Below are 18,200 nucleotides of genomic sequence, written 5' to 3'. Positions count from 1 at the left end.
GAAATTTCTAATTGGTACTTTTATATAAATGAAACTTTTCACTTAAACTTTGCAAAATATGATTAAAGCTTATATTAACCCGCATATGATAGGTAATAATGAAATTTAATGGGGGGTACAATGGGCGATTATATAAATATACTGCAGAACTTTTTGCCGCTTGGGGCTACCGTACTAGAATTGCAGCAACCCCAAAAAAGAGTGGCGATTTTGCTTGCTGATATTGATGGGGATCAAATGGCCGAACTAATTGGCGCATATAGGTATGAGCAGCAGAATTATATTGTGATATTAAAAAAATATGATGATCAGTGGCTACCTTTAAAACATATCGAAGGCAAAGGATATAATATTTCCGATTTAAGAGTCGCTCCGGTAACGGAAAACTGGGTAAATACATTAATTGTTGGTTGGCAAATAGACAATATGAGTTCACAGCTAGATCTACTACAATGGACAAACGGTAGAATTTTAAGGTTACCTACAAATAATATTGTTTATAGTAAATTGGAAGTGGAGGATATGCCTGATCATTACGGCAAAGATGGTCAATATGAACTTGCTATTTGGATACATGATACAGGAGATGCTTATAAGGTAGACGTATATCGCTTTAGCGAAGGGGAGCTAGTGCGAGCGAAGGATGTTTATCCGTATTATTTTAAAAAAGTGGCAGCTTATTATGAAAAACTATTGCAAACAAACGACTTTTCCTATTACTGGTACTATTTATCAGATGCACAGAGGAAAGCTGGTAATTTAGAGCAGAATTTAACTGCCATTGATAAAGCTCTATCTTTTCGTTCCCCATACCCGTCAAAAGAGCAACTATTAGAGAAAAAACAGCAAGTATTAAGCCGTCTTACACATGCTAGAACTAACGGTCAGACGGTTATTGATAAAAAAAGAGGAGATATAACGGGTGATAGTTTTCGAGAAACTGTTTACTTAACTGGTAGTATGACCGAGAGAAGCTCGTATTGGGAAGATATTACCCTCAATATTTTAAATAAGAAAGTAGATTTATATGAAGGCTTCTCTTTAAAAGAAACTGTCGGTTATAATCCTCGGCTATTTCTTGGAGATTTTACTGGGAACCAGCTGGATGACATCTTAGTAGTAATCGATACTGGGGAAAGTGAAAGCACGATAAAAGCATATTTGTTTACCTTTTTTGAAGGGGAAATGCGGCAAGTATTCGATTCGGACGAATTTAACGAAAGCAATGATTATAAAATAGATTATCAAGACCAATATAAATTAACAATAGCTAGTGCTATGCCTAAAAAGAAGTATACGCTTGATTTGATGTTTAAAGATAAAGAATATTTAATGGAAATCTATAAGGAAGATGGAACTTTGAAAGAGCCGATAGAAGGCTGGGTAGAACCAATCCATGGGCTTTATCCAATAGATTTTGCAGGTGACGATGTGTATGAGCTTGTTGCGTTGCAAGAGATTTCCGGCAAGCATCATGCAGAAGCGCTAGGATATGTGCAAAATATTTTAAAATGGAATGGAAGAGAATTTGCAACAGAACGTCAAAGCGTCATAATCTTTGGGGAAAAGATAGATTCAATGTAAAAGAAAGAGAATTGCTATAAAGTCATTAGACAGCGGAGCAGTTCTTTTTCTACGCAGTTTAGGGAAACTGTGCGGTAAGTTGCCCTATTAAGGGTTCACTATGATTTTCGCTTCAGGCGGACGCTTTCCGCCGGCATGGCTTCAATCTCCTCGTCGCTTACGCTCCTGCGGGGCTTTCAGCTCATGCTATTCCGGCAGGAGTCGCCGCCTTCCGCTTCAATCATTATGGATGGGCTGCTAACTTGGTGTCTGCAGGTATCAAAGTTATAAATTTATCAAGTTTACCACTCCATAATAATTAAACCAAATTAGACAAGGCTATCACCAAATAAGTAGCTCGTTTATTAGGATAAAGCTCTGCTTGTCTTTTTCAACTAGTTATTGGTATCACATCTTCTCTTGTTCCATAAAGTTTCACATTTCCCTTATAGATAGTGACATGAAGGAAGTAGCTTGCTTTATTGGATTGAAGGGGAAGGGCGGCGACTCCAGCGGGATGAGTGAGACAGATAAGCCATCACATCGTACGCGTAGCGTCGGTGATGGCTTATCGCTCCCCCCGCGGAAAGCGTCTGCCCTGAAGCGGAAATCCCAGCAGATACTTCATTCAACTCACTACCACGCAGTTTCCCTATATTACGAAAGATATAACGTGGTTTCTTTATTTGTGGAAAGAAAAAAATGTGACGAAAAAACAAAAATTATTTGACAATATTGTGAACAAGATGAATAATATATATATATAAAGAGAGGATGAGTGAAATGGAATCAAACGTGAAAATGTTTCATGCTACAAAATATGTAGGAGCAACAGTGCTCACTATTGGAATTGCCATTTTCTTATACGGGGTTTTTGTAAGCGAATACAGTACAATGATGGGTATCGGTATTGGGACAGTAATGGGGGCTGTTTTTACTTTCTTAATAGGTATGTTTTTAGTAGCATCTGAAGAAATGATTGCGAACTCTAGAAAATGTAAAAAAGAGAGCGCCTGAAAAGACGCTCTCTTTTAATTCGTTATTTACATATCCCAAACTAGTATTAATAGTGTACCAAAAATGGTGACAAGCGCAATGATTAAACCGTAATATACGTTTGTATAGATCGATTTTTTGTCATCAGTCTCACCAGCATGCATGAATACAACTAGTTGAAGACCAGCTTGTATAAATGCAGTTACTAGCAGAATCGTCATACCTATTGGAAATGACATATCTGTGAAATAAACTAACAACGCTACTACTGTCAAAACCAATGAAAAGACAAAGCCCATTACTTGTTTAACAGGGAATAATTCTTTCATATTACATCATTCCTTTCAAGTAGATGAAGCTAAAGATGAAAATCCAAATGACATCTAAGAAATGCCAATAAAGTGAAAAGATGAAAGATTTATTGGTTGTCTCAGGAGTCAATCCACGTTTTTTAATTTGAATAAGGATAGCTAATCCCCAAAACAAACCAAATGTTACGTGCAATCCGTGTGTCCCTAATGTAGTTAACAGAGCGGCAGTGAATGCACTAGTTTGTAGTGTTGCACCTACATGATTATAGTGAACGAATTCAAATATTTCAAAGCCTAAGAACCCAGCACCAAGTAGTAGGGTGATGGAAAAGAAAACCATCATTGCTTTTTTGTTACCTAAACGCATAGCATGAATGCCAAGACCAATAACAAAACTACTTGTTAAAAGTAATATTGTTTCAACTAATACTGGTGTAATTTCAAAGATTTCTGCACCAGAAGGTCCGTGGCCAATGCGATTTTCTAAAGTGAAATACATAGTGAACAATGTTGCGAAAAGCATTATTTCTGCACCTAGGAAGATCCAAAAACCTAAAATTTTCAAGTTATTTTCTTCCGTACTATATTCAAGCGGAAGCGAGTTATCTATCTTCATTTTTTACACCTCGCAATTTTGCTTCAGTTTCTTCAATTTCCTCAACGGAGATATATCGACCATGGTCTTTCTCGAACGAACGATAAACCAGACAAACTAAAATACCGATTAATGTGACGATAGCAAGTGGCCATATGCTAAATACCATCGCAAATCCAAAGACGAAGAAAATACAACCTAGTATAAATGGCCAACCACTGTTATTTGGCATATGAATTTTTTCATATTTACCTTTAAATAATTCATGTCCATTTTTCTTTGCATCCCAGAATCCTTGAGTTGATGCAACTTGTGGTGTAATAGCAAAGTTATATTCCGGTACTGGAGTATGAGTAGCCCATTCAAGTGAACGTGCATCCCAAGGGTCACTACCAATATCTCTAGAAGCATAACGAATACTATAGTAAATATTGTAGACAAGTAAAGCAAAACTGATTGCCATAATTCCTGCACCAATAAATGCAACCATATTTAACATACTAAAACCAGTCGATTCAGAGTATGTGTACATACGACGTGCTTGCCCATCTAATCCAGTAATATACATTGGAATAAAGGCTAAAACGAATCCAACTGACATTATCCATGCCGTCCATTTACCAATTCTTTCATTTAACATGAAACCAAACATTTTTGGCCAATAGAAAGTAAGACCTGCAATCATAGCGTAAACTACTCCTGGAATAATTACGTTATGGAAGTGAGCAACTAAGAACATCGTATTATGATATTGGTAATCAGCTGCTGACATCGCAAGCATAACCCCAGTAACCCCACCTAATGTAAACAGTGGAATGAAGAGCATAGAATATAACATTGGCGTTGTAAATACAATTTTCCCTTTCCAAAGCGTGAATAGCCAGTTAAATATTTTAACTCCGGTTGGAATAGCTATCGCCATTGTTGTGATAGAGAAAATACTATTTGTGAATGCACCTTGACCCATTGTAAAGAAATGGTGAGTCCATACTAAAAATGAAAATACTGAAATGACTACCATAGAGGCAACCATCGACTTATAGCCATAAAGATTACGACGAGCAAATGTAGAGATTATTTCACTGTATAGACCGAATGCCGGTAAGATCAAGATATATACTTCAGGATGTCCCCAAACCCAGAACAAGTTAGCCCAAAGCATATCCATACCACCATCACCGGTTGTAAAGAAGTTTGTTCCAAACAATCGATCCATTGTTCCCATTGCTAGAAGTACTGTTAATACAGGGAAAGCAAAAACAACGATTACGTTTGCGATAAATGCAGACCATGTGAACATTGGCATTTTCATTAACTTCATACCAGGTGCTCTCATTTTAAGAATAGTTGTTATAAAGTTAATACCTGATATTAATGTACCCATACCAGCTATTTGAATAGCGATCATATAATAATTCGTACCTACTGATGGACTGAATTCATTGTTTGCAAGTGGGAAATAAGAAGTCCAACCTGCATCAGGTGATCCACCTACGATGAATGAGATATTGAATAACCCCATACCCATAAAGAATAACCAAAAACTTAGTGCATTTAAGCGAGGGAATGCCACATCTCTTGCTCCGATTTGTAACGGAATTAGATAGTTAAAGAAAAACGTGATGAACGGCATCGCCATAAATAGGATCATAACAACCCCATGTGTTGTGAAAACTTCATTATAATGTTGCGATTCTAGAAATTTGTTATCAGGCATCGAAAGCTGATAACGCATCATTATTGCATCTACTCCTCCGCGGAATAGCATAAGAAGTGCAACTAGTAAATACATAATACCAATTCGTTTATGATCTACTGTAGTAATCCATTCGCGCCAAAGGTATCCCCATTTTTTAAAATAGGTAATACCTAAAACGATGGCAACCATTGTTAGACCAATACCAACCATGGATGCGTATATTAAAAAGCTTGGATGTGGTACTGCAAAACGATCAAAGAAATCCATACTTTTGTAACTCCTTTCGAAAATCTAGTGTTTGTTACGGTACTGAAACTTGTTTATCAATGATGAGAATGATCTGATTCTTCCTCAGAATGGTTAGAATCATGATTTTCATGTTCTGAGTGATCCATTTCAGAATCAGTAGAACCATGGTTATGTTCAGGAGCTGGAGCGAATTCTAAATGTGTTCCTGTATAAGTAGAACGTCCAAGATGTCCTGGTTCTAATAATTCCTCAAACTTTTCTTCTGTAAGAGGTTCAGCAGTTTCGTGAACTTCATCTACCCATTCGTCAAAATCAGTTTGAGACATTGCTGTAACATCAAATGTATTTTCAGCAAATCCGGCACCGCTGAAGTTTGCGTTTCTTCCTACAAATTCACCGGGATTGTCTGCTGCTAAGTGTAAAGTTGTAACCATGTCAGCCATAGCATATTTTTGTCCACCTAATTGCGGAATCCAAAAACTGGTGATTGGCCCATAAGAATATAGTTTAAATTCAATCGCACGACCTGCAGGTATATATAAGTAATTAACTGTTTCGATACCTTCTTCTGGATAACTAAAATGCCATTTCCAGTTGGAAGAAGAAGCGTAAACAATTAATGGTTTTGTATCCTCATATCCTGCTGGAGTTGCCTCTACCTCGTAATTACTTTTAACTGAAACGAAAGAAAGGAAAATGACGATAACAATTGGAATACCAATACAGATTGCTTCCACAAGTGGACTTCCTTCTATATGAGGAGGCTCGTAATCGTCCTTTTGGTTGGAAGCACGATATTTTACTAACACGTATACTAATATTGCAAGTACCGCAATTACAATACCTGACATAAGCAAGATGGATAACATAATATCATCAGCTTGCGTTTTTGCTTGAGGACCTTTTGGATCTAAAACTAATAATGGTTCACAACCAGTTAGCACAGTGGCTATAGTGAAAATCATCGTAAGTAAAGCCCATTTCACTTTTATTTTCATAGTTGTACCCCTTTCGATTATTTGAATTTATTAAACGTGTTACGAAGTGATCCGTATTCCGTTGCCTCTATCATATTTAGAACCACCCATAATAACAACGTCTAAAAGGGGACTTCACAAAACGTTCATCTAGATTTCTATATAAATTCAATATTTGTTAACAAAGTTGTAACGAACGTCAAAAAGTTGTCACGCGTATGGATGAATATGTAAATACGAAAAGAGCTTGGAAACAGTTCCAAGCTCTTTTCGTATTTAAAACATATGAGGAAATTGCCTGATGATTGCATGCGAAATCATATCGGACATTTCTAAAGCTTCTGCTTCTATTTGGTCAAATACTTTAATATCTTCTTCATATTTTTTTTGAATCATGAATACCGCTTCTTTTTTTGTTAAAGCCAAATGCATATAAAACATCTTTTGTACTTCCTCTTTTGTTAAGTACGGGTTAATACTACTTAAAAATATTGCGATATCATCTGCATTCCGGTACCACTCTTTTTCTTTTTCCTCTGCTTTTTTAGAATCGCCTTTAACAGCTGCCGTTACAAGTTCAGCTGCCAGCACTAGATGTTCTTTTATGAGCTCGGCATATCTATCTGCGAGCCGATCACCATAAAAAGGCCGAATACAATTTCCTAAATCGGTAGCATTTTGTAAAAGTCGTGCTTGCACAGAGGATAGATCAGGTAAGTTAAATACAATACTTGTTATGGTCATTCTGGTCCAATTGACATGCTCCAACCATAGAAGTCGGTTCATGCTTTCAAAGTCAACAGCTGCCTTACTCATATAGTAACCTCGTTGATAATTAGATGATTGGTTCAAAATGTATCGAACGGGTGCGGTATATTGTGAATATGATGTTTTATATATAGGATTTTGGGGTAGGAAGTAAAAATCATTTGAGTAAAAGTGCACGCAAAGCTCACTCCTTTTTTCATAGCTTACGTTAGTTTCATCTACAGTGTGATTAGTCTAGTGTATTAAAAAAAGCCCAGTAATCCGAAAATTACTGGGCTGGTTCCTCTATCAGGTCAAATATATCCGTTTATACGTGATTTAGCCTCTGCAAGTATCTCTGCTCGTAAACCATCGATACTTTCTTCGCGTCGTTCATTTTTCCTCTTAATAGCAGCAAGTTCTTCACCATCTGCAAATTCCATGGCCATTTCTGCTGCTTCTTTATTACGGATTGTTTTCTTTAGTCTTTCTACGTTGTTAGCCGAATCATTTGGTCCCGGTTCATGTATAGTCATTATTTTTTCCTCCTTTAATCATTGGTTAATATCTTTCATCGTCTAGTGTGCCCAAGGTCTTGCAAATTATTGAAGGATTAATTTTCAAGCTAGCAGGTTTCCATGCATAAATAGCGCTTATTTCGCCATAGTAAAGACGTATTGAAATCTAGGAAAAGTTAATAAGGAGGCACTTGCAATGGAAGATCATACACAAATGAGCTGGAAAGAGGATAATGTTATTGGTCAATTGCATAATTCAGTCGATAATGTCACGCTGGCTGTAGGTCAAGCTCTAACTCATCCGACTGAGCAGGCAATTCAAAATGCACAAAATATGATTGAACGTGCGGAGCGTTCTGTCACAATGGCCCTTGAGAGTAGAGGAGATTTAGGACCAATTAACATGCTTCAAGAACAATTGAACCAAGACAAAGAGAAATTAAATAGAATACATTAATAATGAAATGTATAACACCTATTATGGGGCTGTTCCAAAAGTCAAAATGGACTTAGGTATAGCTCCATTTTTCAATTGTTCCTAATAATAATGGGTTTCTTAATACGGTCTACTATTCCCTTGTTATTAAGGTATCTTCCTAAAGCATAGCATGATGAAAATGTTCACATTGATGGTACACTTAAAAAAAGTATTAAATGGGGGGATTTATAATGGACCGAAACAAAGAAGATACGATGATAAAAGAAATTGTTCTAGATGATACATGCATTAAAGTAAATCATTTTGAATCAAAAAAAGTAAATGATTTACATCTAATTTCTGTTGTTTTCAATGTTACAAGTGAGGAATACCACGATATAGCCGTATTGCTTTATAAAGGGACGTTTGATGTAAAAGTACCTACGCAAGGTTTGTTTTTTAAAGGAAGCATACATCAGTATTCGACTTCCATAACAAATTTATACGAAAAAGGGCAGATTGGCGAGTATAAGCTAAGCTTACTGGAAATTCCGAACTAAGAAAGGAGAGATAAGGCAATGAAGTTAAGCATATTGGATCAATCCCCGATTTCCTCCAATCAAACCGCCAAAGACGCATTGAATGAATCGATGGAATTAGCAAAACTAGGGGAATCGTTAGGATATACTCGCTATTGGATCACCGAACACCATGATTTAACAGGGCTAGCAAGCTCTGTTCCTGAAGTAATGCTAGCTTATATTGGTGCAAATACAAACACTATTCGTATTGGCTCCGGTGCTGTTTTGCTGCCACATTATAAACCTTTCAAGGTAGCGGAAGTTTATAATACGCTTGCCACTCTATTTCCTGATCGCGTTGATGTTGGGTTAGGTCGTGCACCTGGTGGCTCGGCGGAAGCTACCAATGCTTTATCGGATAATTTTCTCCAAAACGTTTATAAAATGCCTATTTTGGTGGAAGAGTTTCTTCATTTTCTAGACGATGATTTTCCCGTTGGTCATGAATATTCGAAGATCTCTGCCTCACCAATTCCAGAAGTGTCACCAGTACCATGGCTTCTTGGAACGGGTAAAAAAAGTGCTTTGCTCGCTGCTGAAAATGGACTTTCTTACGCGTTTGGTCACTTTATGAGCGAAGAGGATGGAACGGCTATTGTTCGACAATATTTAGATGCTTTTACACCTAGCAAAAAACGAAAAAAACCAGAAGTGATTATAACGGTATCGGTTATTTGTGCAGAAACAAATGAAAAGGCGGAAGAAATAGCGAAAAGCACACTCATTTGGGCATTGCAAAAAGCAAAAGGGGAAGGGAAGCAAGGAATTCCTTCTATAGAAGAGGCGAAGCAATACATAGTAAGTGACGTGGAAAAAGAGACGTTGAAAAGTATGAAAAAGAAACTAATAATCGGTAATCCGACTGAAGTAAAAGAAAAGCTAAGCGAATTACAAACGAATTATAAAGCAGACGAAATTATGTTGAATACCATAGCATATTCTGCCGAAGATCGCTTTAATTCGTATAGACTGATAGCGGATGAAATACTGTAAAGCTATTAAAGTACTTCCATTTCTTTGAGGACTGTATGAACTTGATGCTCTTCTAATTTGTCCGTTATTTCATCTATTAAGTGTTGAATAAATTCTTCTTCTTCAAAGTCTTTTATATCTACTTCAAATTTATCCAATTCAATGTGCACGTCTGCACTAACGTCTGCAGCAATTTCTACTAGCTCGGTGAAGAAAATCCAGTATCTATTTTCTTCAAATAGTTTTCCGTTAATATGGACGATTGTGGAGGACACTTTAGAGGAAGGGACGGAATAGCTATTTTTTATACGGATGAAAGTTTCATCATTATTTGCAACAAACATCATCTCTTCATACCCAATATCAAAAGCCTTTTTGAATTCTACTTTATCCAAAACTATCCCTCCGCTCCTATTCTATATAGTAAATATATTAATAGAGAAGGGAGATTATGACGGTCCATATATAATATAAAAAAGAGAGTCAGCGAGTAAGCTGCTGTCTCTCTTTTCGTGTAACTTTTATTTAAATGGCCTTTTTAGTAGAAAACTGGCTGTTATAAAGATCAGCATAGAAGCCGTCTTCTTTAATAAGCTCCTCATGTGAACCTTGTTCAATTACCATTCCTTGATTCATCACCAATATTAAATCAGCGTCTCTAATGGTAGAGAGGCGATGGGCGATGACAAAGCTTGTTCTTCCTTCCATTAAGTGATTCATCGCTTGTTGAATAAGTAGTTCGGTTCGTGTATCTACACTCGATGTTGCTTCATCCAAAATCATTATAGATGGATCTGCAAGAACGGCGCGAGCAATTGTTATTAGTTGTTTTTGCCCTTGCGAAATATTGGATGCTTCTTCATTTAAAATTGTATCGTAGCCTTCAGGTAAAGTACGGATAAAATGGTCAGCATGTGCCATTTTTGCGGCTGCGAAGATTTCTTCATCTGTTGCTCCGACTTTACCGAATGCAATATTATCTTTAATTGTCCCATTAAAGAGCCATGTATCCTGCAGTACCATCCCAAATGTTGTCCGAAGATCGGTTCGGGACATTTTTCTTGTGTCATGTCCGTCAATAGTAATTTTCCCGTTGTTTAATTCATAAAATCTCATCAATAAATTAATCAATGTTGTCTTACCAGCTCCAGTAGGTCCGACAATTGCTACCGTTTGACCTGGTAATACATCAATATTCATATCCTTGATTAGCAGTTCATCTTCGTATCCAAAGTCCACATGTTCAAATGTAACTGCACCTGCTGCATTAGATAAACTTTCTGTAGTCACTTCTTTTTCTTCCTCTTCTTCATCTAGTAACTCAAAAACACGTTCCGCTGCTGCAATGGTAGATTGAATAATATTAGCGATGTTTGCCGTTTGCATAACTGGCTGGGTAAACTGACGGGTATACGTAATGAACGCTTGAATATCACCGATGGATATAGCACGTTGGGTGACTAGAATTCCTCCAACAACACTAATTACCACATAGCTTAAATTACCGATAAAAGACATCATCGGCATAATGACACCGGATATAAATTGTGCTTTACGTCCAGCATCATATAGTTGTTCATTTACTTCATCGAACTCAGCGACCGCTTTTTTCTCGTGACCGAACACTTTAACTACTTGGTGTCCGGTATACATTTCTTCGATGTGTCCATTCAATTGTCCGAGTGTTCGTTGTTGATCGGCAAAATGCTTTTGTGATCTTTTCAAGATTGGTTGAATGACAAACATGGATACTGGCAAACTTACAATGGATATTAAAGTTAAGATTGGACTGATGGTTAACATCATAATGATAATACCCACAATAGTTACCACCGAAGTAATAAATTGCGTTAAGCTTTGCTGAAGGGTGTTTCCGATTGTATCTAGATCGTTTGTAACACGGCTTAACGTTTCCCCATTTGGTCGACCATCGTAATATTTAAGTGGAAGCCTTTCTAATTTCCCGTTTACTTCTTCTCTTAAATCATAAACTGTTTTTTGCGCAACACTGGACATAATATACTGCTGAATATACGTAAACAAGCTACTAATCACATACAAAGCGGCAAGGAGAAGGAGAAGTTTTGCAATTGCTTCAAAATCGATTGCGGCTCCTGGAACTCCGGTCATTTTTGCGTATGCACCTTCGAATAGTTCTGTAATTGCGTTCCCCATAATTTTAGGACCGACAATGGCAAATACGGTACTTAAAATAGCAGCGATAAACACGGCGATTAATTGATTGCTTCGAGGTTTCAAGTAAGTCAGAAGGCGTCGTAAAGTACCTTTAAAGTTTTTCGCTTTTTGTCCGCCCATCATCATCATATTTACTCCGCCAGGTCCCGTTGGATGTCCGCCTTGAGATGGTGCTTTTTTTTGTTTACTCATGCGATTTCCTCCTCTCTTAGCTGAGATTCTACGATTTCTTGGTAAACAGTATTGTGCTCTAATAATTCTTTATGTGTACCGATTCCTGCAATTTCTCCTTTATCTAATACGATAATTTGATCTGCATCTGCTACAGTGCTCACTCGTTGTGCTACAATAACCACCGTCGCATTTTTCGTTTCCTCTTTTAGGGCTTCTCGTAAGTTAGCATCAGTTTTGAAATCTAGTGCCGAAAAGCTGTCATCGAAAATATAAATATCGGGTTTTCGTACAAGTGCTCTTGCAATGGACAGACGTTGTTTTTGTCCTCCAGATACATTCGAACCTCCTTGAGAAATAACCGAATCATATCCATTTTCCATTTTGCTGATAAAGTCTTCTGCTTGAGCAATGCGAGCAGCATGTTCAATTTCTTCGTCGATTGCATCTTCTTTTCCAAAAAGAATATTTTCTTTAATCGTTCCGGAAAAAAGCAGTGCCTTTTGAGGAACGAAACCGATTTTCGAACGAATCTCTTCAGGAGAAGTTTCTCGAACATCGACGCCATTTACAAGAATGGTTCCATCTGTTACCTCATAAAAACGTGGAATCAAATTCACAAGTGTTGATTTACCAGCACCTGTTCCTCCAATAATTGCTGTAATTTCCCCAGCTTTAGCTTGAAATGTAATATTAGATAATGCGGATTCTTCTGCTCCAGGGTAGCTAAAAGATACATGTTCAAATTCAAGTGTTCCTCTTTCTTTATTTGCTAGTTTCGTTCCTTCGTTTAGAGAGGTTGGTTTTCTATTCAATACTTCATTAATACGGTTTGCAGATACTGCGGCACGAGGTATCATAATGAACATCATAGAGGCCATCACAAGTGCGAACATAATTTGCATAACGTATTGTATAAACGCCATTAAATCACCGATTTCCATAGACCCGCCATTAATACGAATTCCACCAAACCAAATGATTAATACTACGGTGATGTTCATAACTAGCATCATAACCGGCATTAAAATGGCCATAACTTTATTTACTTGAATAGAAACATCGGTCAATTCCTTGTTTGCTTTTTGAAGTCGAACTTTTTCTTGTTTTTCACGATTAAAAGCACGGATAACTCGGATACCAGTTAAATTTTCACGTAATACAAGATTTAACTGATCTAATTTTGTCTGTACTGTTTTGAAGAGCGGTACACCTTTATACATAATTAATAACACTGCACCAACTAACACAGGCATTGTAAGTACAATGACAAGCGATAGTTTAGCATCTTTTGAGACGGCCATAATGATCCCACCAACCAACATGATAGGAGCGCTCACGACCATACGTAGCATCATGATAACTACTTGTTGCACTTGCGTTATATCATTAGTCGTTCTTGTAATAAGCGAAGCTGTACCAAACTCATCGAAATCTTGAAGGGAAAATTGTTCTACATGCTTGAATACTTTACGCCGAATATCCCTACCAAAACCCATTGCAGCTTTGGAAGAGTATAAGCTTGCTACGATGGAAGCAACGGCTCCAATTGCCGCAACTAAAAGCATTATTCCACCGATTTTCCAAATATAAGCTGTATCGCCAACCACTACCCCTTTATCGATAATATCTGCCATCAGGGTTGGTAAATAAAGGTCAGCCATGGATTGGATAAAAACTAATCCTAATACGGCAAGAACGATCCACTTATACACCGTTAAGTTTTTCAATAGTTTAATCATCTGGGTTGTTCTCCTTTGAAATAGTTTCACTTTCTAAAAAATCCGCGATATGAAGCAGTGTTGCTTGAAACTCCTCAAACTGTTGTTCAGAAAGTGTGCCCATAATGGATTCAATCGTACGATGAATACTCCCTTTTTGTTGACTTATTTTATCAAACAAGCTGTTTCCTTTTTCACTGAGTATTAATTGCATTTCACGTCGATTGTCCGGAACAGGCTGCCTATGGAGCCATTCGGTTTGTACAAGTCCATCGACTGCTGTGCTTAACGTACTTTTGGGAATTTGAAGTACTTCACCCAATTGCTTTTGCGTCATTTCTTTACGTGGCGCAATGGTCATAAGAATAGAATATTGTGGAATAGATAAATCATTTTCTAGTGCAGTTTTATGTATAAACCGCATCATGTTTCTATTTACACGCCAAAAAGTATGCAAGAATTGGGAAGATCTACTATCAGGGGGAATATTACAATTCACTATTATCGCTCCGTTCTTTTTAGAATTGTTCATTTATGAACAGTTCTTTAATGCTTAACAAATTTACTCCTTTTTTCGATGAGAGTCAACTAGGAAGGGGGGGCTTTTCAAAAAAATAAACTGGATAAAAAGTAGTTGAAAGCTACCAGTTGATAGAACATCAAGTTTTCTTGAATTGAGACCATTATAGAGATAATGCGTCGTAAAGAGTTGTATGAAGTATCTGCTTGGATTTCCGCTACAGGGCGGACGCTTTCCACGGGCGTTGCCTCAGCCGCTTCCTTCGTTTACGCTCAGTCCAGGGTCTTCTGCTAACGCTATTCCCGTTGGAGTCGCCGCCCTTTCTCTACAATCCAACAAAATTGCTTACTTATCAGTGCCGACTCACTAAAATCCAAACATTGTACAGTTTTCAATGTAGAGATTTACCCAGTAAATGGATTAGAGCAATGAATTACTCCTTGTAAGCAACCAATTCTAATCTGTAAGCAATCAACTGATCGACGAAAGCAACCATTTCTCAAAGAACAGGGCTCACTTGTTGTAAGACGCTGATTTCTTTATGCAATATTGTATATTTTAGTGGATAATCGCGATGTTTATCGGACAATCTTATCTAGATACACACATGCGAAAACTTTTGGCCGTAGCACGCCAAAGCCGCATGAGTCGAAGTCATGAGACCCACTCGGACGAAGCACGAGTTGGCTCATGCGAGGTGCGGCAAGTGCGAAGGCTCAGTGGCTATTTCTTACCACGCAGTATCTCTATGTAGTACAGTCAAGTCAAATTTACACTCTTCATACTAATTCATCGAACACAAAAAAGAAGCTAACCATATAAAAATGGCTAGCTCATGCGTTTGTGAATTAAATCATTTTCAGAAGTGCTTCTTTACCGACCATGCCTTTTGTGATGCCAAGTTCTTCTGCTTCAAACGTGATGGATTCTAAAGGTGCGTCGAGCAGCTGGGCAATGGTTTTCACACCTACCGCTCTTCCAGCAATTACTTTGCGGTCTTTTAGTTTTTCGTTCAATAGGGCAACGTCAAGGGCACCACACATGATATATCCTTTATCGTTTGAGACGACAAGTAAATTTGTCTTTGGTAGTTCGACGGAAATCGATAAAAATGTATGTCCTTCAATGCTGATAGGTTCTAAATTAATCATATAAATTCATCACTCCTTTTCTTCTCCTTATAAGTTATGTAAGTGAATGGAAAAGGGTTTCTTCTTTATTATATTAGGGAAAGATAAATTAGAAATGCATTAAGTTGAAGAGGTGTTTTTAGTGAATAAATTATTAGCCGTTCTTGTCTTTGTGGGTGTTCCAATTGTCCTTATAGGAGCTTTTTTAGATTGGCCAAAGATGATTATGTTCTTCCTTTGCTGTTTAAGTATAATTGGGCTTTCGGGATATATAGGTCGAGCAACGGAAAGTTTATCGATTGTGAGTGGGCCAAGGATTGGCGGGTTATTGAACGCAACTTTTGGTAACGCAGTTGAACTGATCATTTCCATATTTACATTAAAAGCGGGAATGGTTGGAATTGTGTTAGCGTCGTTAACGGGTTCGGTTCTCGGTAACTTGCTGCTTGTACTGGGATTATCGTTTTTTGCTGGCGGTATTAAGTTTAAGCGTCAAAAATTTAGTGTGCATAGCGCAAGGTACAATTCAGGATTGCTTATTTTCGCTGTTATTGTGGCATTTGTTATTCCGGAAGTTTTCTCGATGACCATGAATACGGAGAAAACAGTAAGCTTAAGTATTGGTATTGCTATTATTTTAATCGCGCTTTATCTTGCTGGACTATTTTTTAAACTCGTCACACATCGAGGTGTGTTCTCGTCTTCTGATGAACCGGAAACAGAAGAAGAAGCAGAAGTACCAGAATGGACAAAAGGAAAATCTATTTTAATTCTTCTATTGGCAACGGTAGCAGTTGCTTTTGTGTCGGAGCAATTAGTTCATACATTTGAAATGCTCGGATCAAAATTTGGATGGACAGAGTTGTTTATAGGTGTCATTATCGTAGCGATTGTTGGAAATGCTGCAGAGCATGTTTCCGCTATTACGATGGCTATGAAAAACAAAATGGAAGTGTCTGTGGAAATAGCCGTTGGTTCAACACTGCAAGTTGCTATGTTTGTGGCACCAGTACTTGTAATTATATCACTGTTCATGCCTCAAACGATGGCACTAGTGTTTACATGGCCAGAGCTTGTCGCAATGGTTACAGCCGCACTTTTAGTTATTAATGTTTCCGGTGATGGTGAATCGAATTGGTTTGAAGGGCTTCTGCTATTTGCGGCGTATATAATCATGGGGATTGGTTTTTATCTTCTTTAATTATGGAGAAAGAAAATGATAAGATAGTAAGTGACAGAATATTCAATAGACAGAACACTTACTAAGGGGGAATACGTAATGACACAATCGATTCCGAATCAATTAAATGAAAGAATCTATCTAATCGATGGGCATGACTTAGGGGTAACAGAACGGACAGGCATATATGTCATTCAAGAAGAGGAACTAACAATTGTAGAAACGAGTGCTAGCCCATCTATCAAGTATGTAAAAGAAGGGTTAAAGGCATTAGGGATATCTCTGGATGAAGTGAAATATATCATCGTTACACACATACATCTGGATCACGCAGGGGGAGCTGGATTATTAATACAGGATTGCCCAAATGCTAAAGTGGTAGTACACCCAAAAGGTGCAAGACATTTAGCAGATCCATCCAGACTTATTGCTGGCGCGAAGGCTGTATATGGCGATAAATTTTCGGATTTATTTGAACCAATACTTCCTATAGCAGAAGAACGACTGATTGTTAAAGGAGAAGGAGAGACGTTAGAAATCGGACCAAATTGTCAATTGCTATTTTTAGATACACCTGGTCACGCCAATCACCATTTCAGTATTTATGATCCGATTAGTAATGGCATGTTCACTGGAGATACGGTTGGGGTAAGATATCCACAATTGGTACAAGATAATGTCCATTTGTTTCTACCTTCCACTTCTCCAAATCAGTTTGACCCAGATGCGATGCGAAGAGCGATGGATCGAATGGAGCAAATGCGACTCGATACCATTTATTTTGGACATTATGGGATGACGAATGATCCGTCAGATGTATTTCGTCAAGTTTCTAATTGGTTGGAAGTATATGTGAACGAAGCGAAAAAGGTGTATGCAGAACAAAAAGGATATGAGGTTCTTGCTGAGCGTTTAGAAAACTTAGTGAGGGAACATTTAAGAGGGCTGGGTATTCCTGATGATCATGAGGTATATAGCATCCTGCAGTTAGATATAGAAGTTAGTGCAATGGGATTGTTAGATAATTTATCGAAATAAACTTTAAAAAAGACCTGCTACTTAAATACACACGGGAAGCGTGTATTTAAGTAGCAGGTCTTTTTTGACTACAAATTAAAAATTATACGCACTGAAACGATACAATCCTATCTAAGTCTGTTCCCCAGGCAATCCATGTATAGCCGGTCCATTTGTATCCAGAAGTGGAGTAATAATCGATGTATGTTGGATGAAACCAAAATGAAGTTCGGTTTGAAAGCTGTATATAAGTATCTAGATTTAGGCACCTGCTAAATACACCTGGTTCCACAGCTAAAATTCCAGCTTTTAGTTTTGGTACAGCAGATGGTGGAGGACTATTTGGTGCATTACCCTGTTGTCCGCCGTAAGATTGTCCTTCGTGATTTGGGTAATGCGGCTTTCCAAAGGGAAGGTCTGCATTGTTTGGATTGTGTGGGGAGGGGAATGAATGGTCTGTCAAAAAAATACCTCCTTGTATCTTGTACTCAAACTAGTATATGAGTAATTTGAATATTTGGAACGGCAATTTCTAATAAGAGTTTATTAATATATTTGATAATAAATGCGAATCTTTCAGAATACACTTTATGAAAGGGATTAACTTGTCCTATTCAAATATAGGACAAGCATTTAACG

General features: G+C 37.6%; 19 protein-coding genes. 7 read left to right on the top strand and 12 right to left on the bottom strand.

Translation table 11 applies throughout. The annotated features are described in order from the left end of the window. Positions 1 to 120 precede the first annotated feature (120 nt). Together FG382_RS23050 and FG382_RS18910 are read left to right on the top strand one after the other, a co-directional pair. On the top strand, positions 121 to 1,584 hold the full coding sequence (locus FG382_RS23050; RefSeq protein ID WP_188713291.1) for a hypothetical protein: 1,464 nt from the start codon (positions 121 to 123) through the stop codon (positions 1,582 to 1,584). 762 nt (positions 1,585 to 2,346) lie between these two features. After that, the gene (locus tag FG382_RS18910; protein WP_142540452.1) at positions 2,347 to 2,580 is read left to right on the top strand and encodes a hypothetical protein; all 234 of its coding nucleotides are present in this window, start codon (positions 2,347 to 2,349) and stop codon (positions 2,578 to 2,580) included. Between the two features lie 26 nt (positions 2,581 to 2,606). On the opposite strand, the gene qoxD is transcribed toward FG382_RS18910, so the two are convergent. The 6 genes from qoxD to FG382_RS18880 all read right to left on the bottom strand — a co-directional run bounded on the left by qoxD (position 2,607) and on the right by FG382_RS18880 (position 7,673). After that, positions 2,607 to 2,888 (bottom strand): cytochrome aa3 quinol oxidase subunit IV, encoded by a 282-nt coding sequence (gene qoxD, locus FG382_RS18905; protein ID WP_142540451.1) that lies wholly within the window; start codon positions 2,886 to 2,888, stop codon positions 2,607 to 2,609. A gap of 1 nt (position 2,889) precedes the next feature. After that, on the bottom strand, positions 2,890 to 3,486 hold the full coding sequence (qoxC, locus tag FG382_RS18900) for a cytochrome aa3 quinol oxidase subunit III (RefSeq protein ID WP_142540450.1): 597 nt from the start codon (positions 3,484 to 3,486) through the stop codon (positions 2,890 to 2,892). Then, positions 3,473 to 5,431, bottom strand: coding sequence for a cytochrome aa3 quinol oxidase subunit I (qoxB, locus tag FG382_RS18895; RefSeq protein ID WP_142540449.1), 1,959 nt, complete (start codon positions 5,429 to 5,431; stop codon positions 3,473 to 3,475). Before qoxB ends, qoxC begins: the two co-directional genes overlap by 14 nt. 56 nt (positions 5,432 to 5,487) lie before the next feature. Continuing rightward, entirely contained in the window at positions 5,488 to 6,411 is a 924-nt protein-coding gene (gene qoxA, locus FG382_RS18890; RefSeq protein ID WP_142540448.1) for a cytochrome aa3 quinol oxidase subunit II, read from the bottom strand. A gap of 255 nt (positions 6,412 to 6,666) precedes the next feature. Beyond that, positions 6,667 to 7,335: a hypothetical protein gene (locus FG382_RS18885; protein ID WP_373287572.1), complete on the bottom strand. Its 669-nt coding sequence runs from the start codon at positions 7,333 to 7,335 to the stop codon at positions 6,667 to 6,669. 116 nt (positions 7,336 to 7,451) lie between these two features. After that, complete coding sequence (locus FG382_RS18880) at positions 7,452 to 7,673, bottom strand: small acid-soluble spore protein Tlp (RefSeq protein WP_142540447.1); 222 nt, start codon at positions 7,671 to 7,673, stop codon at positions 7,452 to 7,454. 178 nt (positions 7,674 to 7,851) lie between these two features. On the opposite strand from FG382_RS18880, the gene FG382_RS18875 reads away from it, so the two are divergent. The 3 genes from FG382_RS18875 (at position 7,852) to FG382_RS18865 (ending at position 9,647) form a co-directional block, all read left to right on the top strand. Continuing rightward, a complete protein-coding gene (locus FG382_RS18875; protein ID WP_142540446.1) occupies positions 7,852 to 8,112 on the top strand; it encodes a hypothetical protein in 261 nt (86 codons plus the stop codon). Between the two features lie 236 nt (positions 8,113 to 8,348). After that, positions 8,349 to 8,633, top strand: a complete 285-nt coding sequence (locus FG382_RS18870; protein ID WP_142540465.1) for a DUF3219 family protein — start codon at positions 8,349 to 8,351, stop codon at positions 8,631 to 8,633. Between the two features lie 18 nt (positions 8,634 to 8,651). Further along, positions 8,652 to 9,647 (top strand): LLM class flavin-dependent oxidoreductase, encoded by a 996-nt coding sequence (locus FG382_RS18865; protein WP_142540445.1) that lies wholly within the window; start codon positions 8,652 to 8,654, stop codon positions 9,645 to 9,647. A 5-nt stretch (positions 9,648 to 9,652) separates the two neighbouring features. Here FG382_RS18865 and FG382_RS18860 read toward each other — a convergent pair whose 3' ends face one another. The 5 genes from FG382_RS18860 to FG382_RS18840 form a co-directional block, all read right to left on the bottom strand. Further along, positions 9,653 to 10,021 (bottom strand): hypothetical protein, encoded by a 369-nt coding sequence (locus FG382_RS18860; protein ID WP_142540444.1) that lies wholly within the window; start codon positions 10,019 to 10,021, stop codon positions 9,653 to 9,655. Positions 10,022 to 10,151: 130 nt separating this feature from the next. Further along, entirely contained in the window at positions 10,152 to 12,014 is a 1,863-nt protein-coding gene (locus tag FG382_RS18855) for an ABC transporter ATP-binding protein (RefSeq protein ID WP_142540443.1), read from the bottom strand. Further along, positions 12,011 to 13,735 carry an ABC transporter ATP-binding protein gene (locus tag FG382_RS18850; RefSeq protein WP_142540442.1) on the bottom strand — a complete coding sequence of 575 codons (1,725 nt, stop codon included), beginning with the start codon at positions 13,733 to 13,735 and terminating at the stop codon, positions 12,011 to 12,013. Before FG382_RS18850 ends, FG382_RS18855 begins: the two co-directional genes overlap by 4 nt. Next, positions 13,728 to 14,171 (bottom strand): MarR family winged helix-turn-helix transcriptional regulator, encoded by a 444-nt coding sequence (locus FG382_RS18845; protein WP_244950548.1) that lies wholly within the window; start codon positions 14,169 to 14,171, stop codon positions 13,728 to 13,730. The genes FG382_RS18850 and FG382_RS18845 overlap by 8 nt, the downstream gene beginning before the upstream one ends. Positions 14,172 to 15,082: 911 nt before the next feature. Beyond that, positions 15,083 to 15,385, bottom strand: coding sequence for a YunC family protein (locus FG382_RS18840; protein WP_142540440.1), 303 nt, complete (start codon positions 15,383 to 15,385; stop codon positions 15,083 to 15,085). A gap of 121 nt (positions 15,386 to 15,506) precedes the next feature. On the opposite strand from FG382_RS18840, the gene cax reads away from it, so the two are divergent. Beyond that, complete coding sequence (gene cax, locus FG382_RS18835; protein WP_142540439.1) at positions 15,507 to 16,565, top strand: calcium/proton exchanger; 1,059 nt, start codon at positions 15,507 to 15,509, stop codon at positions 16,563 to 16,565. Positions 16,566 to 16,643: 78 nt separating this feature from the next. Further along, positions 16,644 to 17,582 carry an MBL fold metallo-hydrolase gene (locus tag FG382_RS18830; protein ID WP_142540438.1) on the top strand — a complete coding sequence of 313 codons (939 nt, stop codon included), beginning with the start codon at positions 16,644 to 16,646 and terminating at the stop codon, positions 17,580 to 17,582. Between the two features lie 82 nt (positions 17,583 to 17,664). On the opposite strand, the gene FG382_RS18825 is transcribed toward FG382_RS18830, so the two are convergent. Next, positions 17,665 to 18,024 carry a hypothetical protein gene (locus FG382_RS18825; protein ID WP_142540437.1) on the bottom strand — a complete coding sequence of 120 codons (360 nt, stop codon included), beginning with the start codon at positions 18,022 to 18,024 and terminating at the stop codon, positions 17,665 to 17,667. Between the last annotated feature and the right edge of the window lie 176 nt (positions 18,025 to 18,200).

This window comes from Psychrobacillus lasiicapitis, from assembly GCF_006861795.1.
In the GTDB taxonomy this organism is placed as follows: domain Bacteria; phylum Bacillota; class Bacilli; order Bacillales_A; family Planococcaceae; genus Psychrobacillus; species Psychrobacillus lasiicapitis.
The sequence above is the reverse complement of the archived record's forward strand: the minus strand, read 5'-3'. Positions and strand labels throughout refer to the sequence as shown.

What these genes read in the sequence shown, in the direction of transcription:
- FG382_RS18870 (WP_142540465.1), top strand. Translation starts at nt 8,349, where the DNA reads ATGATAAAAGAAATTGTTCTAGATGATACATGCATTAAAGTAAATCAT.
- FG382_RS18910 (WP_142540452.1), top strand. Translation starts at nt 2,347, where the DNA reads ATGGAATCAAACGTGAAAATGTTTCATGCTACAAAATATGTAGGAGCA.
- FG382_RS18850 (WP_142540442.1), bottom strand. Translation starts at nt 13,735, where the DNA reads ATGATTAAACTATTGAAAAACTTAACGGTGTATAAGTGGATCGTTCTT.
- FG382_RS18840 (WP_142540440.1), bottom strand. Translation starts at nt 15,385, where the DNA reads ATGATTAATTTAGAACCTATCAGCATTGAAGGACATACATTTTTATCG.
- FG382_RS23050 (WP_188713291.1), top strand. Translation starts at nt 121, where the DNA reads ATGGGCGATTATATAAATATACTGCAGAACTTTTTGCCGCTTGGGGCT.
- FG382_RS18875 (WP_142540446.1), top strand. Translation starts at nt 7,852, where the DNA reads ATGGAAGATCATACACAAATGAGCTGGAAAGAGGATAATGTTATTGGT.
- FG382_RS18855 (WP_142540443.1), bottom strand. Translation starts at nt 12,014, where the DNA reads ATGAGTAAACAAAAAAAAGCACCATCTCAAGGCGGACATCCAACGGGA.
- FG382_RS18865 (WP_142540445.1), top strand. Translation starts at nt 8,652, where the DNA reads ATGAAGTTAAGCATATTGGATCAATCCCCGATTTCCTCCAATCAAACC.
- qoxC (WP_142540450.1), bottom strand. Translation starts at nt 3,486, where the DNA reads ATGAAGATAGATAACTCGCTTCCGCTTGAATATAGTACGGAAGAAAAT.
- qoxA (WP_142540448.1), bottom strand. Translation starts at nt 6,411, where the DNA reads ATGAAAATAAAAGTGAAATGGGCTTTACTTACGATGATTTTCACTATA.
- FG382_RS18880 (WP_142540447.1), bottom strand. Translation starts at nt 7,673, where the DNA reads ATGACTATACATGAACCGGGACCAAATGATTCGGCTAACAACGTAGAA.
- qoxD (WP_142540451.1), bottom strand. Translation starts at nt 2,888, where the DNA reads ATGAAAGAATTATTCCCTGTTAAACAAGTAATGGGCTTTGTCTTTTCA.
- qoxB (WP_142540449.1), bottom strand. Translation starts at nt 5,431, where the DNA reads ATGGATTTCTTTGATCGTTTTGCAGTACCACATCCAAGCTTTTTAATA.
- FG382_RS18830 (WP_142540438.1), top strand. Translation starts at nt 16,644, where the DNA reads ATGACACAATCGATTCCGAATCAATTAAATGAAAGAATCTATCTAATC.